Raw genomic sequence first — 18,673 nt, 5'->3', positions numbered from 1 at the left:
TGTCATGGCTTCATCTGCGGACGCGACTATCAGCACGACAGAAAAACGAAATGTCTGGAAGGTTATTGCGGCCTCCAGTGCGGGCACTTTGATCGAGTGGTATGACTTCTATATCTTTGGAAGTTTAGCAACCATCATCTCGGCGCAGTTTTTTCCAAAAGGAAACGAAACTGTCGCTTTATTAGGAACTCTAGCTACATTTGCGACGGGATTTATCGTGAGACCTTTCGGGGCCTTGGTCTTCGGAAGAGTCGGGGACGTCGTCGGTCGTAAATACGCTTTCATGATCACCCTTCTTATCATGGGTCTTGCGACCACAGTCATTGGTTTACTTCCTAGTTACGAAAGCATAGGAATTTTAGCGCCGATTCTTTTGTTATTGCTGCGTTTGCTGCAAGGACTGGCGCTGGGCGGGGAGTACGGCGGAGCCGCCACCTATGTTGCCGAACACAGTCCTGACGGAAAGCGGGGCTTTTACACCAGTTTTATTCAAACCACAGCCACATTGGGTCTTTTCGTTTCATTGGGCGTCATCTTAGTAACACGTTTAACAATGGGTGAAGCCGAGTTCGCCGATTGGGGATGGCGCATTCCTTTCTTATTGTCGGTGGTGCTTGTTATCGTGTCCTATCTTATTCGTCGCCGCATGGAGGAGTCTCCAGTCTTTATGCAAATGAAGTCGCAAGGAAAAACCTCGAAAAGTCCTTTGCGCGAAAGCTTCATGCAGCCAGAAAATCGCCGCATGGTCATCTTAGCGCTTTTAGGAGCCACTGCGGGCCAAGGGGTTGTGTGGTATACAGGACAGTTCTATGCCCTTTATTATTTGCAGACAGTCTTAAAAGTCGAATTCGTTTTGGCGAATCAGATCATTGCCACAGCTCTTTTGTTTGCGACGCCTTTTTTCATCGTCTTTGGAGCGATGTCAGATAAAATCGGCCGTAAGAAAATCATGATGGCAGGATGTCTGATTGCCGCTTTAACTTACTATCCAATTTATCGGGCGATGGAAACCTATTCGGGTTGGGATCCCGCCAATCCGACGGCCACAGCCGTGAATCCTAACGTCGTCATGCTGACGATCTTAGTTTTTATCCAGGTGGTTTACGTGACGATGGTTTATGGCCCGATAGCGGCGTTCTTAGTTGAGCTTTTCCCTGTGCAGATCAGATACACGTCGATGTCTTTGCCTTATCACATTGGCAATGGCGTCTTCGGTGGGCTTGTGCCTTTTATTGGGACGGCACTCGTGGCTTCAACGGGTAATCATTTTGCGGGTTTGATGTATCCGATCGGAGTTGCTTTAATGACTTTTGTGATCGGAAGCATTTATATCAAAGAAGACCGCAGCGTTCGCTGGCACTCGATTGCACCGTCTCAAAGTGGGAAGACGCGGGTCTAAACAAATTCTGATAAATATCTGGGTATTCTCATTTTGAACCTCAGATTCGCGAGGGGCGCTCCGATAAGTCTAGTATGCGGTTAGGGGCGCCAATCCATTCATTTCTATGTCTTTCGCTGGTCATGCTTTTGTCGGCGTGCACCGAGCGTTCGTTGGAAATGGCCTTCTTAAATCCCGCCATCCTGAATAAGTCTGAATTTAAAATCACGAATGAAAATAACGGAGATCTGCTGCCTGATGCCACCGAGTCTTCCATTCAGCTCGAGGCCGAATGCAGTGCTAATATCCAGTACGTAGAAATTCAAAATCCAGATACAAAGGTTTGGACGAAGAGCACAGAACTAATCGCCGGTGGTGATACGAACTGCGCAGATGATAGTAAGATTTCTTTTAGCATTCCCAGCTCCTATGCAGCTCCTTTTATGCCCTCCGTACCGGGCGATTTCCGTCAGCCTTTTCAAATTCGCTGGGCGGTGAAAAACCATGAAGGCGAAATTTCTGTTTATTATAAAACTTTGAATGTCCTGTTCAAAGCTCCTTCAGTCTCTGCAACATCAGATTTGATTGGCCCGAATCAAGTAGCCAACGGCTACACGGTTTCAGGAACCTGCTCAAAACAAGCGGGGTTTGTTGAAGTCACCGACGTCTTTGCCACCAAACAAACTGTGACTTGCGACAGCGGAACTTATTCTTTGAATGCCACTTTAAAAAGTCCGATCACGTCAGGTCCCCTCACTTACAAGGTGAAGCACGCGGCCTCAGCGAGCAGTCGGGCTTACGCAGAGATCGAAAAAACGGTGACGGCCGATTTAGATGCGCCAGAAATTCTTGTGACGAAACCGGCGGCGGGCGCGATTCTTACTGATGCAGACTATTCAACAGGAACTGCTTTCGCTATCGCAGGAACTTGCAGCGAAGATCTTTTGCCAGTGAACGTGAAAGTAAACGGGCTTCTTTCTACGTCTTTTACCTGTTCGGCGACGAAAGAGTTTTCAGGTGATATCGTTCTTCCAGAAGGGGCGTCGGATATTCAGGTTCAACAGACAGATGCGGTTGGCAACGAAACCAGCGTCACAGTCAGCGTGACGAAAGACACTTCAGGTCCTGGCGACTTCACGATCACAGGTGTTCAGTCCACCGTCGATGACAATACGATTGATAATGTGCTTACGGGAACTGTCTTGCGCGTGGATTTTTCAAACTCCGTCGACGCTGTTTCTTATGATGTGCAAATTAAGGATATGTCTGGAACCATAATTTGTCCGACGCGAAATGTGACAACCGGGTATGCTGTCTTTAGCGGGTGCACATTGACGAACGGGGTGTCTTACAAAGTTTACGCTAGTGCCAAAGATAATTTAGCGCGAGTCACGACGGCTTTGAATGATGCTTATACATTTTCCGTGCAGCTTCCGGTGCCTGCTATCACCAGAGCTTACAGTGATTCTACGAATGTGACTTATAGGGCTGGAGACGCTATCGTCATTAATCTTCAGTTCAGCCGAAGCATTGTTGTTAGCGGATCTCCAAGGGTGACGTTGAATACAGGAGAAACCGTCAATTTTTCTTCCGGCTCTGTGGTTGCTGGGACCGACAATAAATTATTTCGTTTCACTTACTTCCCGGGTGTGAATATCGACGTCAATGCCTTGGATATATCAGACGTCAGTGCGAATGGTGGCACACTCAAAGATGCCGTGAATGGGACGGATGCAAACCTTGCGCTGCCGACGGCTCCTTCCAGTCGCTTGACGGCAAGTAACATAGGTATTGATTCGGTAGCGCCAGGGACTGTGACGGGTCTTTCGATCACAGCAATTCCTAAAAGAATTGATTTGACGCCGACTATTTCCTTTACGGCTCCGGCGGATCCAGATCCATTGACGTATTGGATGAAAGTTTCCCGTCAAAGCGACAACTTGCAAATCATGGCCTGGTCGCAAGTGGCATTGTCAACGACGGGAATCCTGCTGAATAACGCCTTGGTTGAGCCCGGTGTTCAATACAGAGTTGAAGTGCAAGTGAAGGACCCACATGGAAATGCCGGTGGGATTGCGCAAAGCTTTTATGTCTCTACATCATGTCCAGCCAATTTCGCGTACGTCTATAATGAGCCGTATCAGGCACAACCTTTCTGTGTCGCTCGCTATGAAGCAAAAGTTAATGCGAATGCGCCGCAGTTTATTCCTACCGGGGCTCCAGTGAGTGCGACTCTTATGCAGGCCATTCCAGCCTGTAATAGCTTAGGCGTGGGGTACACTCTGATTAGTAATAATCAGTGGAATGCAGTTGCGGATCTCATTGTTCGCCGTGCAGAGAATTGGACAAATAATTCAGTGGGCGTCGGTATCTTACACCGCGGAAACAACCAGATAGTTTCGTTAAGTGCCGTGCAAGAGAGTGACCCGTGCTGGCCTCAAACCGATACGGCTCTTTGTGCGAGTAATGGTAACAAGCGCAAACATATTTTGCCGTTCAATCAATCCGTTTGGGATATGGCGGGGAATGCCATGGAGCTTGTGAGTGATACGGACTCGGTTTCACCGCAAACAGCAGACTACGTCTCGATGCTGGCCGCTAGTGCGGTGAAAACTAAATACGGGACGAATCAAACTTGCTCTGCGCCTTCAGGTGTGGATTATTGTGGTTTCGGAAGAATAGATCTTTCAAACAACGCCGGTAACGTCATATGGAGAGGCGGTAGTTCCGTTTCCACTGCGCCCAAAGGCATAGGTGTTTTCAGTGCCATTCGTTCCGGTGATGCCTCGACTATCTTTACTGACGGCGGTTTCCGCTGCGTCTACGAACTTTAGTTCTTCAAAAATCTTTTACTAAGAACATGGAATCTCCATGTCAGAAGAATGGCCGCGAAAATCAGGCCGATCAAAAGACCAATCCAAATTCCGACGGGTCCCACGCCAAGGTGAAATGCCAATAAGTATCCCAACGGCAAACCCATAATCCAGTATGCGAAAAATGCGATGATACTTGGCCATTGCGTATCGCTCATTCCACGCAAAGCCCCGATCGCCACGGCTTGAACACCGTCAAAGACTTCAAAGATGGCAACGACAATGAAAAACTGTGCAGCCCAGGCAATAACATCAGCATCTTTCACATAGAAGGTTGGAAACCACTCGCGTAAAAAGAAAAATCCAAGAGCACACAAGCTCATGTAAGCGCCGCCCAGTTTTATCGCTGTGAATCCAGCAAAACGCGCTAAAGAATAATCCCCGCGACCTAGTTCGTAACCCACGCGAATGGAAGCCGCGATACCAATTCCTAAAGTGATAAGAAAGCTCGTACTCGCCAGACTGATCGTGATTTGGTGAGCGGCGAGTGGTCCCGCACCAAACCATCCCATCATCACGGCGGCCGTTGAAAAGGCACCGACTTCAAAGATATAAGTCAGTCCATTCGGAATACCTAAGCGAATCAGATTTTTTAAAAGATGGTGATCGAAGCGGTGAGTCCAACGCTCTTGCATGTAATGCTTAAAGTGAGGATGCACATGAACATAAAGCATCATGATCACCGCCATCACGATACGCGCTATCAGCGTCGCCCAGGCGGCCCCATCAAGTCCCATTTTAGGAAATCCATAATGCCCATGAATCAAAACATAGTTGCCGGCGATATTCAGGACTACGCCCAACATCATCACATACATGGCAACTTTAGTTTTACCGATGCCATCGGTGAATTGTTTGTAAGTCTGATAAATCAAGCTGGGAAGAATCGACCACGTAATGATCTTAAAGAAACTGCTTCCTAATTCCAAAACGTCGGGCGTTTGTCCAAACCAATGCAGATTCGGCGCAAGCAGATAAAGCAATCCAATGGTGAAAGCACTCACTCCCAAGGCCACAAAAACACTGTGACGAAGAAGCACTCCTCCGTAAGGGTAGTTTTCTTGTCCCTGCATGCGGGCAAACAAGGCGGTGATCGGCGAAAGCATGCCGATACCAAAAATCAAAAAGACAATAAAAACACTTCCGGCAAAAGCCGAAGCGCTTAAAGCCAACGGACCTAAAGCTCCCACCATGATCGTGTCGGCGAGTGTGATCAGATTCTGACCTACTTGGCCGACAACGATGGGACCTGAAAGTTTGGCTAAGAGTTTACTTTCATGAAAAAATTTAGACTGAGACAACTTCTTGAATCTCCGGGAAAAGTTCCTTCATTCGCGTTTCGATGCCGTCTTTCAACGTGATTTGCGAACTTGGACATCCGGAGCATGCACCCTTCATGTGGATGTAAAGAATATTGTTTTCGTATTTATAGAAAGCGATGTCGCCACCATCCAAAGCCACCACAGGGCGGATTTCACGGTTTAGAACCGACTTGATGTTACGAACAATCGGCAAGTCGTTTTCATCGTCTTCAGGCATGGCGACAAACTCAACCACGACCGGTTCATCGCGATCCATGTGCTCTTGAATCAATCCGCTTAAAGGTTGAGCAAGAAGATCCCAGTCGACCCAGTCTTGCTTAGTCACAGTGATAAAATCAGGACCGACGTAAACGGAGCTTGTCCAAGGGAAGCCAAAGATTTTCGAGGCCAAAGGCGAACGTTCAGCTTCTTCGGCTGTCGGGCAGTCAAATCCTTCTGAAGTCACTTGTTTTCCTAAAAGAAACTTCATGGTTGAGGGATTGGGTGTGTTTTCGAACGTCACTTTATTCATAAAAAGACCTCTTTTGCGGACAAGGCACAGTATATCACAGAGTGTTTTCTGCCAAGCGTGTTAATCCATGAGACGCGCTTGATTATCTCAAAAAATATTACTAACTTATCTCGGCTTAAGCCTCAATTTATGCGGTTTTGCAGTCTATTTTGTGAGCTTTATTTGAAGTTACGCTGATTAATCGAAAGGGAAGCAGAGATGACACCTAGAGTTAGAGAGATTTTAAGTTGGTACGGAGCTGATAATCCTGGAGTGCTAGCTAATATGGCTCGCATCATGAATCACGGTAAACTTGCAGGCACAGGTAAAATGGTGATCTTGCCGGTGGACCAAGGTTTCGAACACGGTCCGGCTCGCTCTTTCGCAAAAAATCCAGATGGTTATGATCCTGCTTACCACATTCAATTGGCGATCGAGTCTGGTTGTAATGCTTATGCGGCTCCACTGGGCGCTATCGAAGCTGTGGCTCGTGACTTCGCGGGCGAAATCCCATTGATTCTTAAAATCAATAACTCTGACACTCTTTACACAGACAAGCGCCCGCACTCTGCATTGACGTCTTACATCGACGATGCTTTGAGATTGGGTTGCGTGGGTATCGGTTTCACAATCTACCCAGGATCTGCAGAACGCAAAGGTCAATACGAAGAAATCGCGCAAGCGGCTCGTGAAGCGAAAGCAGCGGGTCTTGTTGTTGTGATCTGGTCTTACGCTCGTGGTGAACAAATCTCTAAAGAGGGTGAAACTGCTATCGACGTGATCGCGTACTCTGCACACATCGCCGCTCAGTTGGGCGCCCACATCATCAAGGTAAAACCGCCAACAGCTCACATCGAACAAGCCGCAGCGGCAAAAGTTTACCAAGAACAAGGTATCAAAGTCTCTTCATTGGCAGACCGCGCTCGTCACGTTGTTCAATCTTGCTTTGCTGGTAAACGCATCGTGATCTTCTCTGGTGGAGAAGCCAAGGGCACTGAAGAAATCTTGAAAGAGGTTTCGGATCTAGCTCAAGGTGGCGGTTTCGGTTCGATCATGGGCCGCAACGCCTTCCAACGTCCAAAGAAAGAAGCTCTTGAACTTCTTCACAACGTCATGGAAGCCTTCGCCGGCAAAAAACTATAATTCTCAAAGGTACCTGCTTCCCTTCGTGGGAAAAAGGTACCAGGTTCTTTTTCCTCGTAATAATTTTTGGAGCTCAATTTAATGTCCATTCATGAAAATCCACTCAGAGCGGAAAAACGTAAAAAACTTCATGCTCTTCGTGAAAAAGGTATCAATCCTTATCCGTACGTTTTTGAAAACAAAGCGAAGATCGCTGAAGTTGTTGCTGAGCACGCGGCCACTTTGCAAGCCGGTGAAAAGAAGCCTGAGTTCTCTTACCGTATCGCGGGTCGTTTGATGACTTTGCGTATGATGGGGAAGGCTTCTTTCTTCAACGTGCAAGACCAAACGGGCACAGTGCAAGTTTACGTTAAAACCGAAGAGCTTGCTGAAAAAGACCGTGAAGCTTTCAACCTTGTGGATTTGGGCGATATCGTGGGTATCGAAGGTTATGTCTTTAAATCTCAAAAAGGCGAGTTTTCAATTTACGTAAAAAGCTTCCAAATTTTGACAAAGACCATTGAGCCCTTGCCAGAAAAATTCCACGGTGTTCAAGATATCGAAATCAAATATCGCCACCGTCACTTGGATTTGATCTCGGATGCAGAGTCTCGCAAAGTTTTTGAAACTCGCTCTAAAATCATCAAAGAAATCCGTCGTTTCTTAGACGACCGTGGTTTCATGGAAGTGGAAACTCCGACCTTGCAGCCGGTGTATGGTGGTGCTGCGGCGACTCCATTTACAACTCATCACAAAGCTTTGGATATGAAGCTTTACATGAGAATTTCGCCAGAGCTTTATTTGAAACGCCTGATCGTGGGTGGCTTTGAAAAAGTTTACGAAATTTCTAAAAACTTCCGTAATGAAGGTATCGACCGCACTCACAATCCAGAGTTCGCGTTGCTAGAGTTCTACGAAGCTTACACTGACTACAACTATCAAATGAAACAATTTGAAGAGTTGATTTCGCAGCTGGCTTTGAAAATCACAGGCAGCATGAAGGTGTCTTATCAAGGGAAAGAAATTGATTTCACTCCTCCTTGGCGCCGTCTGACGGTCTTTGACGGTGTTCGCGAATACGCGGGCATTGATCCAGATAAAGCGACCGAAGAAGAATTGTTCCAAGCCATCCGTAAAAACGGTGGCGACATTGAAAAGCCTGGTAAAAAAGGCGAGATGATCATGGAGCTTTTCGAACTGACAGCAGAGCAACACTTGTGGCAACCGACATTCGTGATGGATCACCCGGTAGAGATTTCTCCACTGACCAAGATTCACCGTCGCGATGGTCGTTTGGTTGAGCGCTTTGAGCCGTTCGCCGCTTGCATGGAGATCGGTAATGCGTATTCTGAGCTGAATGATCCAGAAGATCAATTGGCACGTTTGAAAGAACAAGAAGCCAACCGCGCGAATGACGAAGAAGCGCATCCGATGGATGAAGACTTCTTGCTAGCCATCGACGCAGGTATGCCGCCGACAGGTGGCGTGGGAATTGGTATCGAACGTATTGTGATGATTATGACGGATCGTCCAAGTATCCGGGATATCATCTTCTTCCCTACAATGAGAATTACCAAGTAGGGTGCTAACAAAATGGCCGGGGCCTTTGTTGCTCGTCGTCGGCGTACTGGGAGTACGCCTTCCTCCTCGCGCCGCGGCCGCGACCATTTTGTTACGCACTTGGTGTGAAGGGGGACGTGAATGAGAATCTTTGTTTTAACATTGATCAGTTTGGTTCTTTTTTTAGGATGTCAGCAACAGCCTACGAAAGTTGTTTCTGAAGAGCCGGTGATGGGTGAAAGTGTCACGGCTGAAAAGCTTATCAAAGGCAATCCGGTGATCCTGGATGCGCGTCCTCCATTTGAGTTTAATCTTTTACATGTGCCCGGAGCGATCAATGTGCGCTGGGAAGACTTCTCTTCACAAAACCCTAAATCTCGAGGGCTTCTGCAAGGTGACCTCTTTGCATTGGCTCGTCGCTTGTCTTTAATTGGTGTTGATCCGGACACAAAAGTTTTAGTGCTCGGGAAAGGGCCTCAAGGCGCGGGCGAAGAAGGACGTATTGCTTGGACTTTAAAAGTTCTAGGCGTGAAAGACGTTTATACAGTCATTCATAATTCTTATCGTGAAATGAATACGACACGGGAAGTGCCTCCCGTTCAGAATAAACCTTACTGGAAACCTAAAGTTCAAGAGGAACTGGCCGTAGATTTTAAGACATTTAAAATTCAGGCTTTGAATGGTGGCAATGGCCTTGTGATTTTGGACGTACGCTCATCACAGGAATTTGCTTTGCGCAGTTTAGCTCAAATGAGCGAAGTCAAAGCGCCGGTCCTGAATATTGATTGGACGTCCTTCTTTGGTGAAAAAGGTCTTCCTGATAAAAAGATCGAAAGACTTCTTTCTGAAAAAAACATTGGCAAAGACACACGCATTCTGGTGATTAGCAATCACGGTGTCCGCTCCGGAGCCGCGACCTATGCTTTACAGTATCTGGGCTTTAAAAAAGCCACGAACTTTGCGGGAGGTTATGAGCAGTGGAAGTAAATCCGCAAGAGCTCATAAACATTCTTAAAGATAAGATCACTCTTTACGAGCATCTCGGCATTGAGTTTATTACTTTTCGTTCGCATGAAGTGCATTTTAAAGTGGCTTTAGAAAAAAGCAAGAATCACAAAGGTACGGCCTTTGGCGGAAGTCAGTATGCCGTGACGGTGCTTGCTGCTTATGCTCTAGTTCTCGCAGGTCTGAAAGAACGCAATATTCCTACAGAAAACATCGTCATCGCCAAAGGCGAAATCCAATATCTTCGCCCGGTTGAAACAGACTTTGAAGTGATTTGTAAGTTTCCTTCCAGCGAAGAGGAAGAAGAGTTTTATAAAACTCTTCAAACAAAAGGAAAAGTTCGCGGAATTATTCAATCTCACATTGTCGCAGATGGTGGCTCACTGAAGTCATCTTTTAAAGGCGATTTCGTCGTTAAGCTTTGAACCAGGATCTGAACAATCTCGGCTTTCTTTACTGGTTTGACGGCATAGGCATCGCATCCCGACGTTAATGTCCGATTTAAATCTTCCACCACCGCAGTGGCCGTTAACGCAATAATGGGCGTGTGCGGAATTTTCATCTCTTGTTCCCAATGACGAATCGTCTCTGTCGCTTTGTAACCTGTCATGATAGGCATTTGCATATCCATGAAAATCAAGTCATAGCGTTTGGCTTTGAATTTTTCGACGGCTTCTTGTCCGTTTACGGCCTCTTCACAGTCAAAAGGAAGATTCTTTAGGTAGTGGATAATAAGGACCCGATTGTCTTCAGAGTCATCCACTAAAAGAATGCGAAAGCGCTTGTTTGGAAAAAGTGTGCTCCACGCTGCTGCCGGAGATGATTTCTTTTCAAGATGTGTGGTGGTATCGGGACGATGAGGCAAAAGAATACGGAATGTCGTACCTCGACCCGCAAGGCTTTTCATTTCTAAAGTTCCGCCCATAATCTCGACAAGATTTTTCGAGATCACCAGGCCCAATCCAGTACCGCCATACTTTCTGGAAATTCCGACATCCGCTTGAAAGAAAGGAGAAAAGAGTTTTGCTTGTTTCTCGCGAGGAATGCCGATGCCGGTGTCTTGCACCTCAATAGATATTTTCTCGCCACCTTCGTTCACGATTCTAACGATGACTTTGACGTTTCCTTCTGAAGTGAATTTAAGTGCGTTTCCGATAAGATTGAAAAGCACTTGGCGCAACCGAGTGGGGTCTCCCCATTGTTGAACAGGAACCGAGTTTTCTAGTTGCAGCTCAAAGTGCAGACCTTTTTCTTCGGCTTTAATTTGCAAAATTTCAAATACGCTGCGAACGGTGGCGTGCAGATTGTAGCTGACGTTTTCAACACTCAAGGCTTTCGCTTCGATTTTAGAAAAATCTAAAAGGTCATTGATCAAGGCTTTTAAGTTTTCACCGGCATGACTGAACAAAGTTAAATACCGCGCTTGATCTTTTGAAAGCTGGGTTTCTTTCAGAAGTTCCAACATTCCCAGGACCGAATTTAAAGGGGTTCTGATCTCGTGGCTCATGCGTGCCAAAAACTCCGACTTTGCTTGAGACGCGTCCTCGGCTTGATCCCGTGCTGCTTTAAGTTCACTTTCGGTTTCGCGAAGTTTGACAAGTTTGTCCGTCAAGGTCGTGATGGCGGCACCCGTAAGAAGAGAACAATAACAAAGAGTCAAAAGTGTCGCCGGTGTCTGTAAAACAAAGGGATCATTGGCCCATGGCAGGTTGAGAAGCTTCGGCAGCGGAACGGCCAACATCATGATGATGGTGTTCATTAGAATCGCGGCATAAAGCCCGTACCAAGCGGCTGAAAGTAACAGACCAATACCAAATACATACCAGGTTTGGGTGAAAGGGGCCGACATACCTAAGAACACCGCTCCGGTGATGCCCGCAATCCATACGAGGCGTTCTTTCTTGGTTAAATAGGAGATGCGAAGGGGAGGACGAGAGTCGATCGGAAATAACGAAAGGTCTCGCTTAAACAAAGACGGCGTTACCAAGATCATCGCCGGCAGCGTGATAAATACGGCACCCGTCATATCGCCAATAGAAGTGACCAGAGTGTTCCATAAAAAAGCTTCTGGAGAACTGAATTTTGTAAAAACAAAAATTGCCTGAATCAACGCTGAAGCCACGACAGAGGGGATCAAAATTCCGTACACGGAAAAGAGCGTGATATTCTTGGGGCTGGCTCGCCAAGACGAAAAAGTTTTGAAACGTTCTTTGACCAGCATCCATGCCATGAAAACTTCCAAAGTTTCAGGAACGGCATAAATGGGATACAAAACAGGCCGAGGAAGATCCAAAAGTGGAGCCGCTAAAAGACCATTCAAGAAAACCGCAATCAGAACACGGGGCCCCCACCACAGAGTCATCGCGACAGCTAGATTGATTGGAAAATAAATCCAGTAGACTCCCTGGATAGATGTAAAAGGCAGACTCGCCCAAGTCCCCAAAGAGAGAACGACGAAAGGAAGAACCCAAGTCCACCACGGCAAACGTTTTGTATCCATGTTTCTATTCTAGGCAGAATAAGAAAAGCGGGCTAAGAACGACTGTGAAATGTGCTAAAGGTCAATGGCCGCGGGTTTAAAGAAAGTTTCTCCGCCGAAGCAAGAGCCGCTTTGGCAGCGGTTGAAACGAATGCAGCCGCCTTCGGTGCGCACGCGGTAAATGTCATCCTCTAAGAAATCTTCCTGGCCTCGACTTAAGATGCCGACAAGGTTTCCCTGTCTGTCAAAAAGAGGTGAACCCGAGCTTCCGGCGAAAGTGTCGACTTCGACTTTAAAGGTCTGCTTTTCTGCAGAGTTTTCTGTCACGATACCGGCGTCTTGCTTCATGGGCAGACCCAAAGGATAAGAAAGGCTCAAAACCTTTTCGCCTTTTTCTAAACTCCTTTTAGAAATTTGCACGGGTTTGACGCCGGGAACTTCGCGATCTAATTGAATGATGGCGTAATCAGTCCCACGAGAAAGACTGCTTTCCTGTTTCACGATGTTCTTGCAGTGAAAGACTTCTTCATCTTTAAAAGGCTGAAGAGCTTTATTCATCGTCCAGGCAAAAACAAACTTCGTGTCGGCACAAGAATCTTTTTTCTGCACACAGTGCGCTGCTGTTAGGACCTTATCCGGTGCGATCAAAACACCGCTACAAAAACCCAAAAGAGGTTGATCCAAAAACTTTTCATCTTCGCACAACGGCCAGCTGCGACCCAAGGTAGAAAGACGGGGTTTCCAAGCGCCGTCTCTTTTGGAAAGATTGTATTCTTGAACAAGCATTGCGGTGGCTTGCGCCACTTGCGAAATATCTCCGACAGATTCGACGTCTTTACGTGTGTCTTCACCATAGATAACGCCTTGACCGTCTTTCAGGACAACATCGGAAGACACCGCAGGACCTTGCCCACAAGCTGCAAATACAAAGGGAAGAAGAAAAACTAGAAATCTCATTTCTTCTCCGGTTTCGGGTTGATTAAGCCTGTGACGATGCCATTGATGGAAAGATATCCGTGCTCATGAGATTTAAGATTCGGGCTCATGTGCAACCAATGCACAACGGCCTTGAAGGGAGAATAAGGGTCGACAACGAAATCTCCGCAAGCTACTAAAACGTCGCCCGCTCTGAACTCTGGCAAAGGCCCAAATTTAGTATTGTAGATGACTTCGATGCGATCTTCATTTGTTGAAAGATCCTCGTCCAAATCTACTTCAAAATGCACGTGCTTCTGGCGGTCTTCCATCACCTCGACGATACGGCCTTGAATAAAAGCGCGAGCGGTAAATTTCTTTTCCATCTCATCGCGATAAGCCAGAAGGCGGCTTTCGTTAAAATCCATGCGATCTTTTTTATCCAAACATGCCGGGGCCTTGGCAAAGACAGACAGGGGAAAAATCGCGATGAAAGTAAGGATCAGAAGCATAGATTTCATGAAGGGCAATATAACAAAAACAGGGCGAAGCTTCGCCCTTGAACTGTCTCTTTAGGAAAAGATTTTACTATGTCTAAGATTTCGACAGCTTAGTTGGCGCCAGCATCAATCCAGCGCTTTAGATAGTCTGTTTCTTCCGGCGTTAATGGCTTAATTCCGTATTTGCCATTTTGAGGTGGCATAAAGCGTTTGTACATGCCGGGAACGACGATTTGATAAAGCACGCTGTCTGCGGCGCTTTCTTTTATAAGCCCTTTTTCTTTGATGACCTGAAGGTCGTCAAGAACCGTGCGTTTGGCCGTTTCCTTAGAGTGGCAGACCATGCATTTGGCATTGAAGATTTCCGCTTTTAAGTTTTCAAAACTCAGCTCCAAAGTTTTAAAGTCTGTGGCTGGTTTTTCTTTAGGGGCTTCGGCATCCGCACAAGCGGCTAAGTCTTTGACCTTCTGTACGTCTTTGCGATCATGAGTTTGATCGTCCAACCAAGTTTCTAAAATCTGTTTTTCACAGGCATTCAAAGCTTTGTAACCTGCCGAGCGGGGAGGCATGGTTTCGCGTTGAACGGCGCTTAAAATAGAATCCTTTTGTGCTAATACTTTATCAGCTGTATCCATGGCGCGGCTGCCGCTGGCGTGACACTCTTGGCATGTGCGAAGGGACGTGGCTTTCACCACCTCGAATGAAACAGATTGATCACGAAAGGCTGCAAAAGAACCTATTTGCGGAAGGCCGGAGCCATCCGTTTTAAATACACCAAGTTCTTCCAGTGCATAACTGCAACCGGTCAAGCTAAGTCCCATCAATGCGCCAACGAAAAGAAGTGCCTTTTTCATAAGACTTGGCTTTTATCAAATTTTAAGCAAGTTGTGGGGAAGTAACGAAGAGCCCCAGAAATAAATTCCGAGATGTCTAAAAAGTAAACGGGACTTATTGGCCCCGTTTGTTGATTTTCATATTTTGAAAAGGAGTGCTCGTATTTTGCGAAGCGGGTTTTCGACTTCCACCAGCTTTAAGAACGCAAGCTTGGCGGTCTTCATCGCTGGAGTCTTCAGACTCCGTACACTGAGCTAGTGCTTTGGGGTCAAAGCTTTTTCCTTTAACGCTCTCCCAGCAGTTCCAAAAGGCTTTGTCGTCTTTTTGTAAGTTGCAGACGGTGACGGCATACCAATCGACTTCTTCATTTTCCGTGCGGGTTTTGCAGGCTTCAATGTCTTTTTCGCCGATAAAGCGATCGCAGAACCCGGAAGGATTTGTAGGTTCAATGGCAAAAGCAAAGAGCGGGATGCTTGCGATCAAAACGACAGACTTTATCGCAAGTCTCATGAAGCCACCTTGATTTTAAATAGCACCGAGTACATCGCTTTAAGCATGTCGGGATCATAACGACCCGCCAGCTTTTCTTTCATCATCGTCACCGCATCCAACGGAGTCATGGGCACATTGTAAGAGCGTTGAGTCGTCATCGCATCATACGTGTCAGTGATCGCCACAATACGAGCGAAAGGATGAATTTCTTCAGCGACTAACTGTTGTGGATAACCGTTGCCGGACCAAGATTCATGATGCTCAAAGCAAGCAGCCTTAATAGCATCACTGATATTGGGATGGTTATTTAAAATAACAAGCCCGTACTGGGGGTGCATTTTCATCTGCTCCCATTCCGCGTCTGTTAAGCCACCTTTTTTGCAAAGAATGTCTAAACTGACGTTGCGTTTTCCGATGTCGTGGAAAAGAGCACCCACACCCAGTTCTTCCAAAGTTTTTGCATCGTATCCCAAGGCTTTACCCAAACCTAAAGAGTAGATACTAACATCCAAAGAGTGGTTGTAAGTGTAGAAGTCATGCCCCGACAGAGAAATCATAAACCCCATGGCTTCAGGGGCATTTTCCATCAAATCAATAAAGTCTTTGATGATCGGACGAGAGTCATCCAGGGCGCGATTCACATCCGGATTTTCAAAAAGATCTTCCATCAAAGCGACCGAAGATTCGCGCAAAATCGCGGCTTTTTCAAAAGGGTCAATCATGCTGGAGTTCATTTCTTCGCGAACCCAGTCACGATATTTTTGCTTGTCTTCTGCTAATACGAAGAATGAATCCCCGGTGTCTTTGCGGTGCAGATTTTTAATCTTTCCGTCAGAAAGACGATCTCCCGCGCGAAGATATAAAATATACTTCTGATCGACGAGAACATAGATGTCGAAAGAGGTGAGTTTGTCAGGCCGGATGGTGCTTAAACGTATACGGAAATAGGATGGCGACGTCATACGAAAATTCTGCCATGGATACATTGACTTAGATAGAAATTCCTGAATAATCGAAGGCGATGGCCCTTCGTCTAGACACACAGATTCAGTACCTAAAGGGAGTCGGACCCAAGCTCGGAGATCTCTTCTCTCGCAAGGGATTAAAGACTCTAGGGGACCTCTTTGAGTTCTATCCCCGAGCCTACGAAGATCAGAGAGCCGCTCGCAACATTTCCAGTCTCAAACCAGGAGACATTGTCAGCATCAAGGCTCAAGTTGTGACAGTTCATAGTATCAACATGGGACGCTCGACACGAAAGATGTATGACGTCGTCGTTCGCGATTCTTCGGGACAAATTCACTGCAAATATTTCCGCGTTCCTTATAAGGGATACTTTGAAAGATTTAAGCCCTTCACTGAAGTCCGCGTCGTGGGAAAAGTGATTGAGTACCGCGGGCGCATTGAGTTTCATCATCCCGACATTCGCGATATTGAACCCGACGAAGAAACCCAAGACGCTTTGATTCCTCTGTATACCGAGATCGAAGGCCTTGCGACGGCAAAAATCATGAAGCTTGTGCGCGCCGCTTTTGCGCAAATGGAAGAGTGGCCGGAAGAAGCTTTGCCAAAATGGATTCTTGAAAAATACCAGCTTAAAAAGCGTCAAGACGCACTTAAGGAAATCCACTTTCCTGAACCTAGCCGCGCGCAAGAATATGCTGAGTTTAAAAGTGCCGCACAAAAAAGAATCATCTTTGATGAGTTCTTTTGGTTAGAGCTCTACCTGGCATCACGAAAAACGGGATTCCAAAAAGAGGGGGCGCCGCAAATCAAAAACAAAGCGGAAAAGTTAAAAGCCCTGGAGGCTTCGCTGCCTTTTACCATGACCAATGCTCAAAAAAGAGTCTTTGGCGAAATTAAATCTGATATGGAAAAGACCCATCCTATGCACCGTATGGTTCAAGGGGATGTGGGAAGCGGAAAAACGCTGGTTAGTTTTATGGCCGCTCTTTACGCCATGGAAAGTGGTTATCAATCCTGTTTGATGGCGCCAACGGAAATCCTGGCAGAGCAACACTTTAAAAACGCGCGTAAAGTCCTTGAGCCTCTCGGGGTTCGTTTAGCTTTGTTAGTCGGAAAATCCAAAGCTTCAGAAAGAAAGCAGATGTTAGCAGCTCTTCAAGCCGGGGAAGTCGATTTGATTATCGGCACCCATGCCTTGATTGAAGATGAAGTGCAGTTCGCCAACTTGGGTCTAGTTATTATCGATGAGCAGCATCGCTTCGGAGTTGAGCAAAGAGGTGTTTTGAAAAACAAAGGCAAGTCACCGCACTTTTTAGTCATGACGGCGACCCCGATCCCGCGAACCTTGGCGATGACTGTGTACGGAGATTTGGATGTCTCGATTATTGATGAGATGCCCGCAGGCAGAAGTCCCATCCAAACTCGTGTCACGTATGAAAGCAAGCGACCTCAAGCTTTGCAGTTCATGTTGGATCAATTAAAAAAAGGGCGTCAGGCTTACATCGTTTATCCGTTAGTGGAAGAAAGCGAAAAGATTGATCTGAAGGATGCGGTTTCTGAATACGAAAAACTAAAAACGCAGTTCCCCGATGTTCGCTTTGGTCTTTTACACGGCAAAATGAAGCCGGACGAAAAAGATCAAGTCATGACCCAGTTCCGCAATCAGGAGATTCAAGTTCTGGTTTCAACGACCGTGATCGAAGTCGGCGTCGACGTGCCAAACGCCAACATTATGATTATCGAACACGCCGAACGCTTTGGGTTGTCTCAGCTGCATCAGTTGCGCGGTCGTGTCGGACGGGGAGAATTCAAAAGCTTCTGTATTCTGATCATGGGTTATGCGGTTTCGGAAGAAGGGCGTCAGCGCACAGAGATGATGGAAAAAACATCCGACGGATTTAAGATTGCCGAATTCGATCTTGAAATGCGCGGGCCGGGTGAATTCATGGGAACTCGGCAGTCAGGTCTTTCGGGTTTCAAACTTGCAAATTTGGTTCGTGACATGGCAATCCTGCAACAAGCGCGTGAAGCGGCCTTTGAGGTTTTGAAAAAAGATCCGAAGCTTGCGTATCTAGAAAATCAAAGACTGCGCGAGGAATTGCTTCGCGAACACGGGCCGGCAGCCCTCGCCGGAATTGCATAGACTTCATCCTCTGTCTTGCGCTTGTGCTTATGAAATAGGTTCTAAAAATAAAGTTGCGAAGAAAAATTTTTTAAGTCATCCTGAAGTGGATCACAAGGACGTGTTCAGATGACAACAAGATTTTTCAGCGTAGTAACAGCTTCTCTATTTATTTCTTTATCTGCTTTGGCAGCCCCTTCTTCTTATAAAGTTAGCATGCGTGTCGGTATTAAAGGTCAGTCGCCTATTTCTGTAAATACGGTGGCTAAATCCGGCAAAAAAAGTTTCGTCAGTCAGTTTTCTGATGACGGGCAAACGGAAACTTTGGTGGAAGTCTTCGCCAAGAAATCCCAGGTGAAAAACAAAAACGGTCTTTACATGGATGTTCTCGTAACAAAACGTGTGAAAGGTCAGTCGAAAGTCACTGAGCGCGCGCAAATCTTCGCTCCTGAAAATCAGGAAATGGAGTTCGGCATGAATTCCAAAGGCAGAATGGCAGGGAATCTTTCCTTGGCCGTCATGGCACACAAACTCTAGGTCGACCGGCTTAGAGTTTTCACTCAGTGCGACATAAATATTCCATTTGATACTCGACCTCGGTCGTGATGTGATTTT

Annotated in this window: 16 protein-coding genes; 8 read left to right on the top strand and 8 right to left on the bottom strand. The window is 46.5% G+C overall.

Features of this window, described 5'->3' with window-relative positions:
- The first annotated feature begins 4 nt into the window (after positions 1 to 4).
- Positions 5 to 1,399, top strand: coding sequence for an MFS transporter (locus AZI85_RS14375; RefSeq protein ID WP_063244724.1), 1,395 nt, complete (start codon positions 5 to 7; stop codon positions 1,397 to 1,399).
- Between the two features lie 74 nt (positions 1,400 to 1,473).
- Positions 1,474 to 4,212, top strand: coding sequence for a hypothetical protein (locus tag AZI85_RS14370; protein ID WP_172795339.1), 2,739 nt, complete (start codon positions 1,474 to 1,476; stop codon positions 4,210 to 4,212).
- On the opposite strand, the gene AZI85_RS14365 is transcribed toward AZI85_RS14370, so the two are convergent.
- Both AZI85_RS14365 and AZI85_RS14360 read right to left on the bottom strand, forming a co-directional pair.
- The gene (locus tag AZI85_RS14365) at positions 4,209 to 5,552 is read right to left on the bottom strand and encodes an MATE family efflux transporter (RefSeq protein WP_253721010.1); all 1,344 of its coding nucleotides are present in this window, start codon (positions 5,550 to 5,552) and stop codon (positions 4,209 to 4,211) included. The genes AZI85_RS14370 and AZI85_RS14365 overlap by 4 nt on opposite strands.
- A complete protein-coding gene (locus tag AZI85_RS14360; RefSeq protein ID WP_063244722.1) occupies positions 5,539 to 6,084 on the bottom strand; it encodes a NifU family protein in 546 nt (181 codons plus the stop codon). Before AZI85_RS14360 ends, AZI85_RS14365 begins: the two co-directional genes overlap by 14 nt.
- Positions 6,085 to 6,282: 198 nt before the next feature.
- Between AZI85_RS14360 and AZI85_RS14355 the strand changes: the two genes are divergently transcribed.
- The 4 genes from AZI85_RS14355 (at position 6,283) to AZI85_RS14340 (ending at position 10,175) form a co-directional block, all read left to right on the top strand.
- Positions 6,283 to 7,206 (top strand): class I fructose-bisphosphate aldolase, encoded by a 924-nt coding sequence (locus tag AZI85_RS14355; protein WP_063208509.1) that lies wholly within the window; start codon positions 6,283 to 6,285, stop codon positions 7,204 to 7,206.
- Positions 7,207 to 7,287: 81 nt separating this feature from the next.
- Positions 7,288 to 8,766: a lysine--tRNA ligase gene (gene lysS, locus AZI85_RS14350; protein WP_063244721.1), complete on the top strand. Its 1,479-nt coding sequence runs from the start codon at positions 7,288 to 7,290 to the stop codon at positions 8,764 to 8,766.
- Between the two features lie 120 nt (positions 8,767 to 8,886).
- Positions 8,887 to 9,732 (top strand): sulfurtransferase, encoded by an 846-nt coding sequence (locus AZI85_RS14345; protein ID WP_063244720.1) that lies wholly within the window; start codon positions 8,887 to 8,889, stop codon positions 9,730 to 9,732.
- Entirely contained in the window at positions 9,723 to 10,175 is a 453-nt protein-coding gene (locus AZI85_RS14340; protein WP_063244719.1) for a YiiD C-terminal domain-containing protein, read from the top strand. Before AZI85_RS14345 ends, AZI85_RS14340 begins: the two co-directional genes overlap by 10 nt.
- Here AZI85_RS14340 and AZI85_RS14335 read toward each other — a convergent pair.
- From AZI85_RS14335 to AZI85_RS14310, 6 genes are all read right to left on the bottom strand, one after another.
- Positions 10,109 to 12,250 (bottom strand): ATP-binding protein, encoded by a 2,142-nt coding sequence (locus AZI85_RS14335; protein ID WP_063244718.1) that lies wholly within the window; start codon positions 12,248 to 12,250, stop codon positions 10,109 to 10,111. The genes AZI85_RS14340 and AZI85_RS14335 overlap by 67 nt on opposite strands.
- Before the next feature lie 54 nt (positions 12,251 to 12,304).
- Positions 12,305 to 13,186: a trypsin-like serine peptidase gene (locus AZI85_RS14330; RefSeq protein WP_063244717.1), complete on the bottom strand. Its 882-nt coding sequence runs from the start codon at positions 13,184 to 13,186 to the stop codon at positions 12,305 to 12,307.
- Positions 13,183 to 13,665: a hypothetical protein gene (locus AZI85_RS14325; protein WP_253721009.1), complete on the bottom strand. Its 483-nt coding sequence runs from the start codon at positions 13,663 to 13,665 to the stop codon at positions 13,183 to 13,185. The genes AZI85_RS14330 and AZI85_RS14325 overlap by 4 nt, the downstream gene beginning before the upstream one ends.
- Before the next feature lie 89 nt (positions 13,666 to 13,754).
- Positions 13,755 to 14,498 (bottom strand): hypothetical protein, encoded by a 744-nt coding sequence (locus AZI85_RS14320; protein WP_063244716.1) that lies wholly within the window; start codon positions 14,496 to 14,498, stop codon positions 13,755 to 13,757.
- 94 nt (positions 14,499 to 14,592) lie between these two features.
- Entirely contained in the window at positions 14,593 to 14,988 is a 396-nt protein-coding gene (locus AZI85_RS14315) for a hypothetical protein (RefSeq protein WP_063244715.1), read from the bottom strand.
- Positions 14,985 to 15,932 carry an HD-GYP domain-containing protein gene (locus AZI85_RS14310; RefSeq protein ID WP_063244777.1) on the bottom strand — a complete coding sequence of 316 codons (948 nt, stop codon included), beginning with the start codon at positions 15,930 to 15,932 and terminating at the stop codon, positions 14,985 to 14,987. Before AZI85_RS14310 ends, AZI85_RS14315 begins: the two co-directional genes overlap by 4 nt.
- A gap of 59 nt (positions 15,933 to 15,991) precedes the next feature.
- Here AZI85_RS14310 and recG point away from each other — a divergent pair, with 59 nt between their 5' ends.
- The gene (gene recG, locus AZI85_RS14305) at positions 15,992 to 18,079 is read left to right on the top strand and encodes an ATP-dependent DNA helicase RecG (protein WP_063244714.1); all 2,088 of its coding nucleotides are present in this window, start codon (positions 15,992 to 15,994) and stop codon (positions 18,077 to 18,079) included.
- Between the two features lie 108 nt (positions 18,080 to 18,187).
- On the top strand, positions 18,188 to 18,595 hold the full coding sequence (locus tag AZI85_RS14300) for a hypothetical protein (RefSeq protein ID WP_063244713.1): 408 nt from the start codon (positions 18,188 to 18,190) through the stop codon (positions 18,593 to 18,595).
- Positions 18,596 to 18,673: the final 78 nt, after the last annotated feature.

It is taken from the genome of Bdellovibrio bacteriovorus (assembly GCF_001592755.1).
Taxonomy (GTDB): domain Bacteria; phylum Bdellovibrionota; class Bdellovibrionia; order Bdellovibrionales; family Bdellovibrionaceae; genus Bdellovibrio; species Bdellovibrio bacteriovorus_E.
The sequence above is the reverse complement of the archived record's forward strand: the minus strand, read 5'-3'. Positions and strand labels throughout refer to the sequence as shown.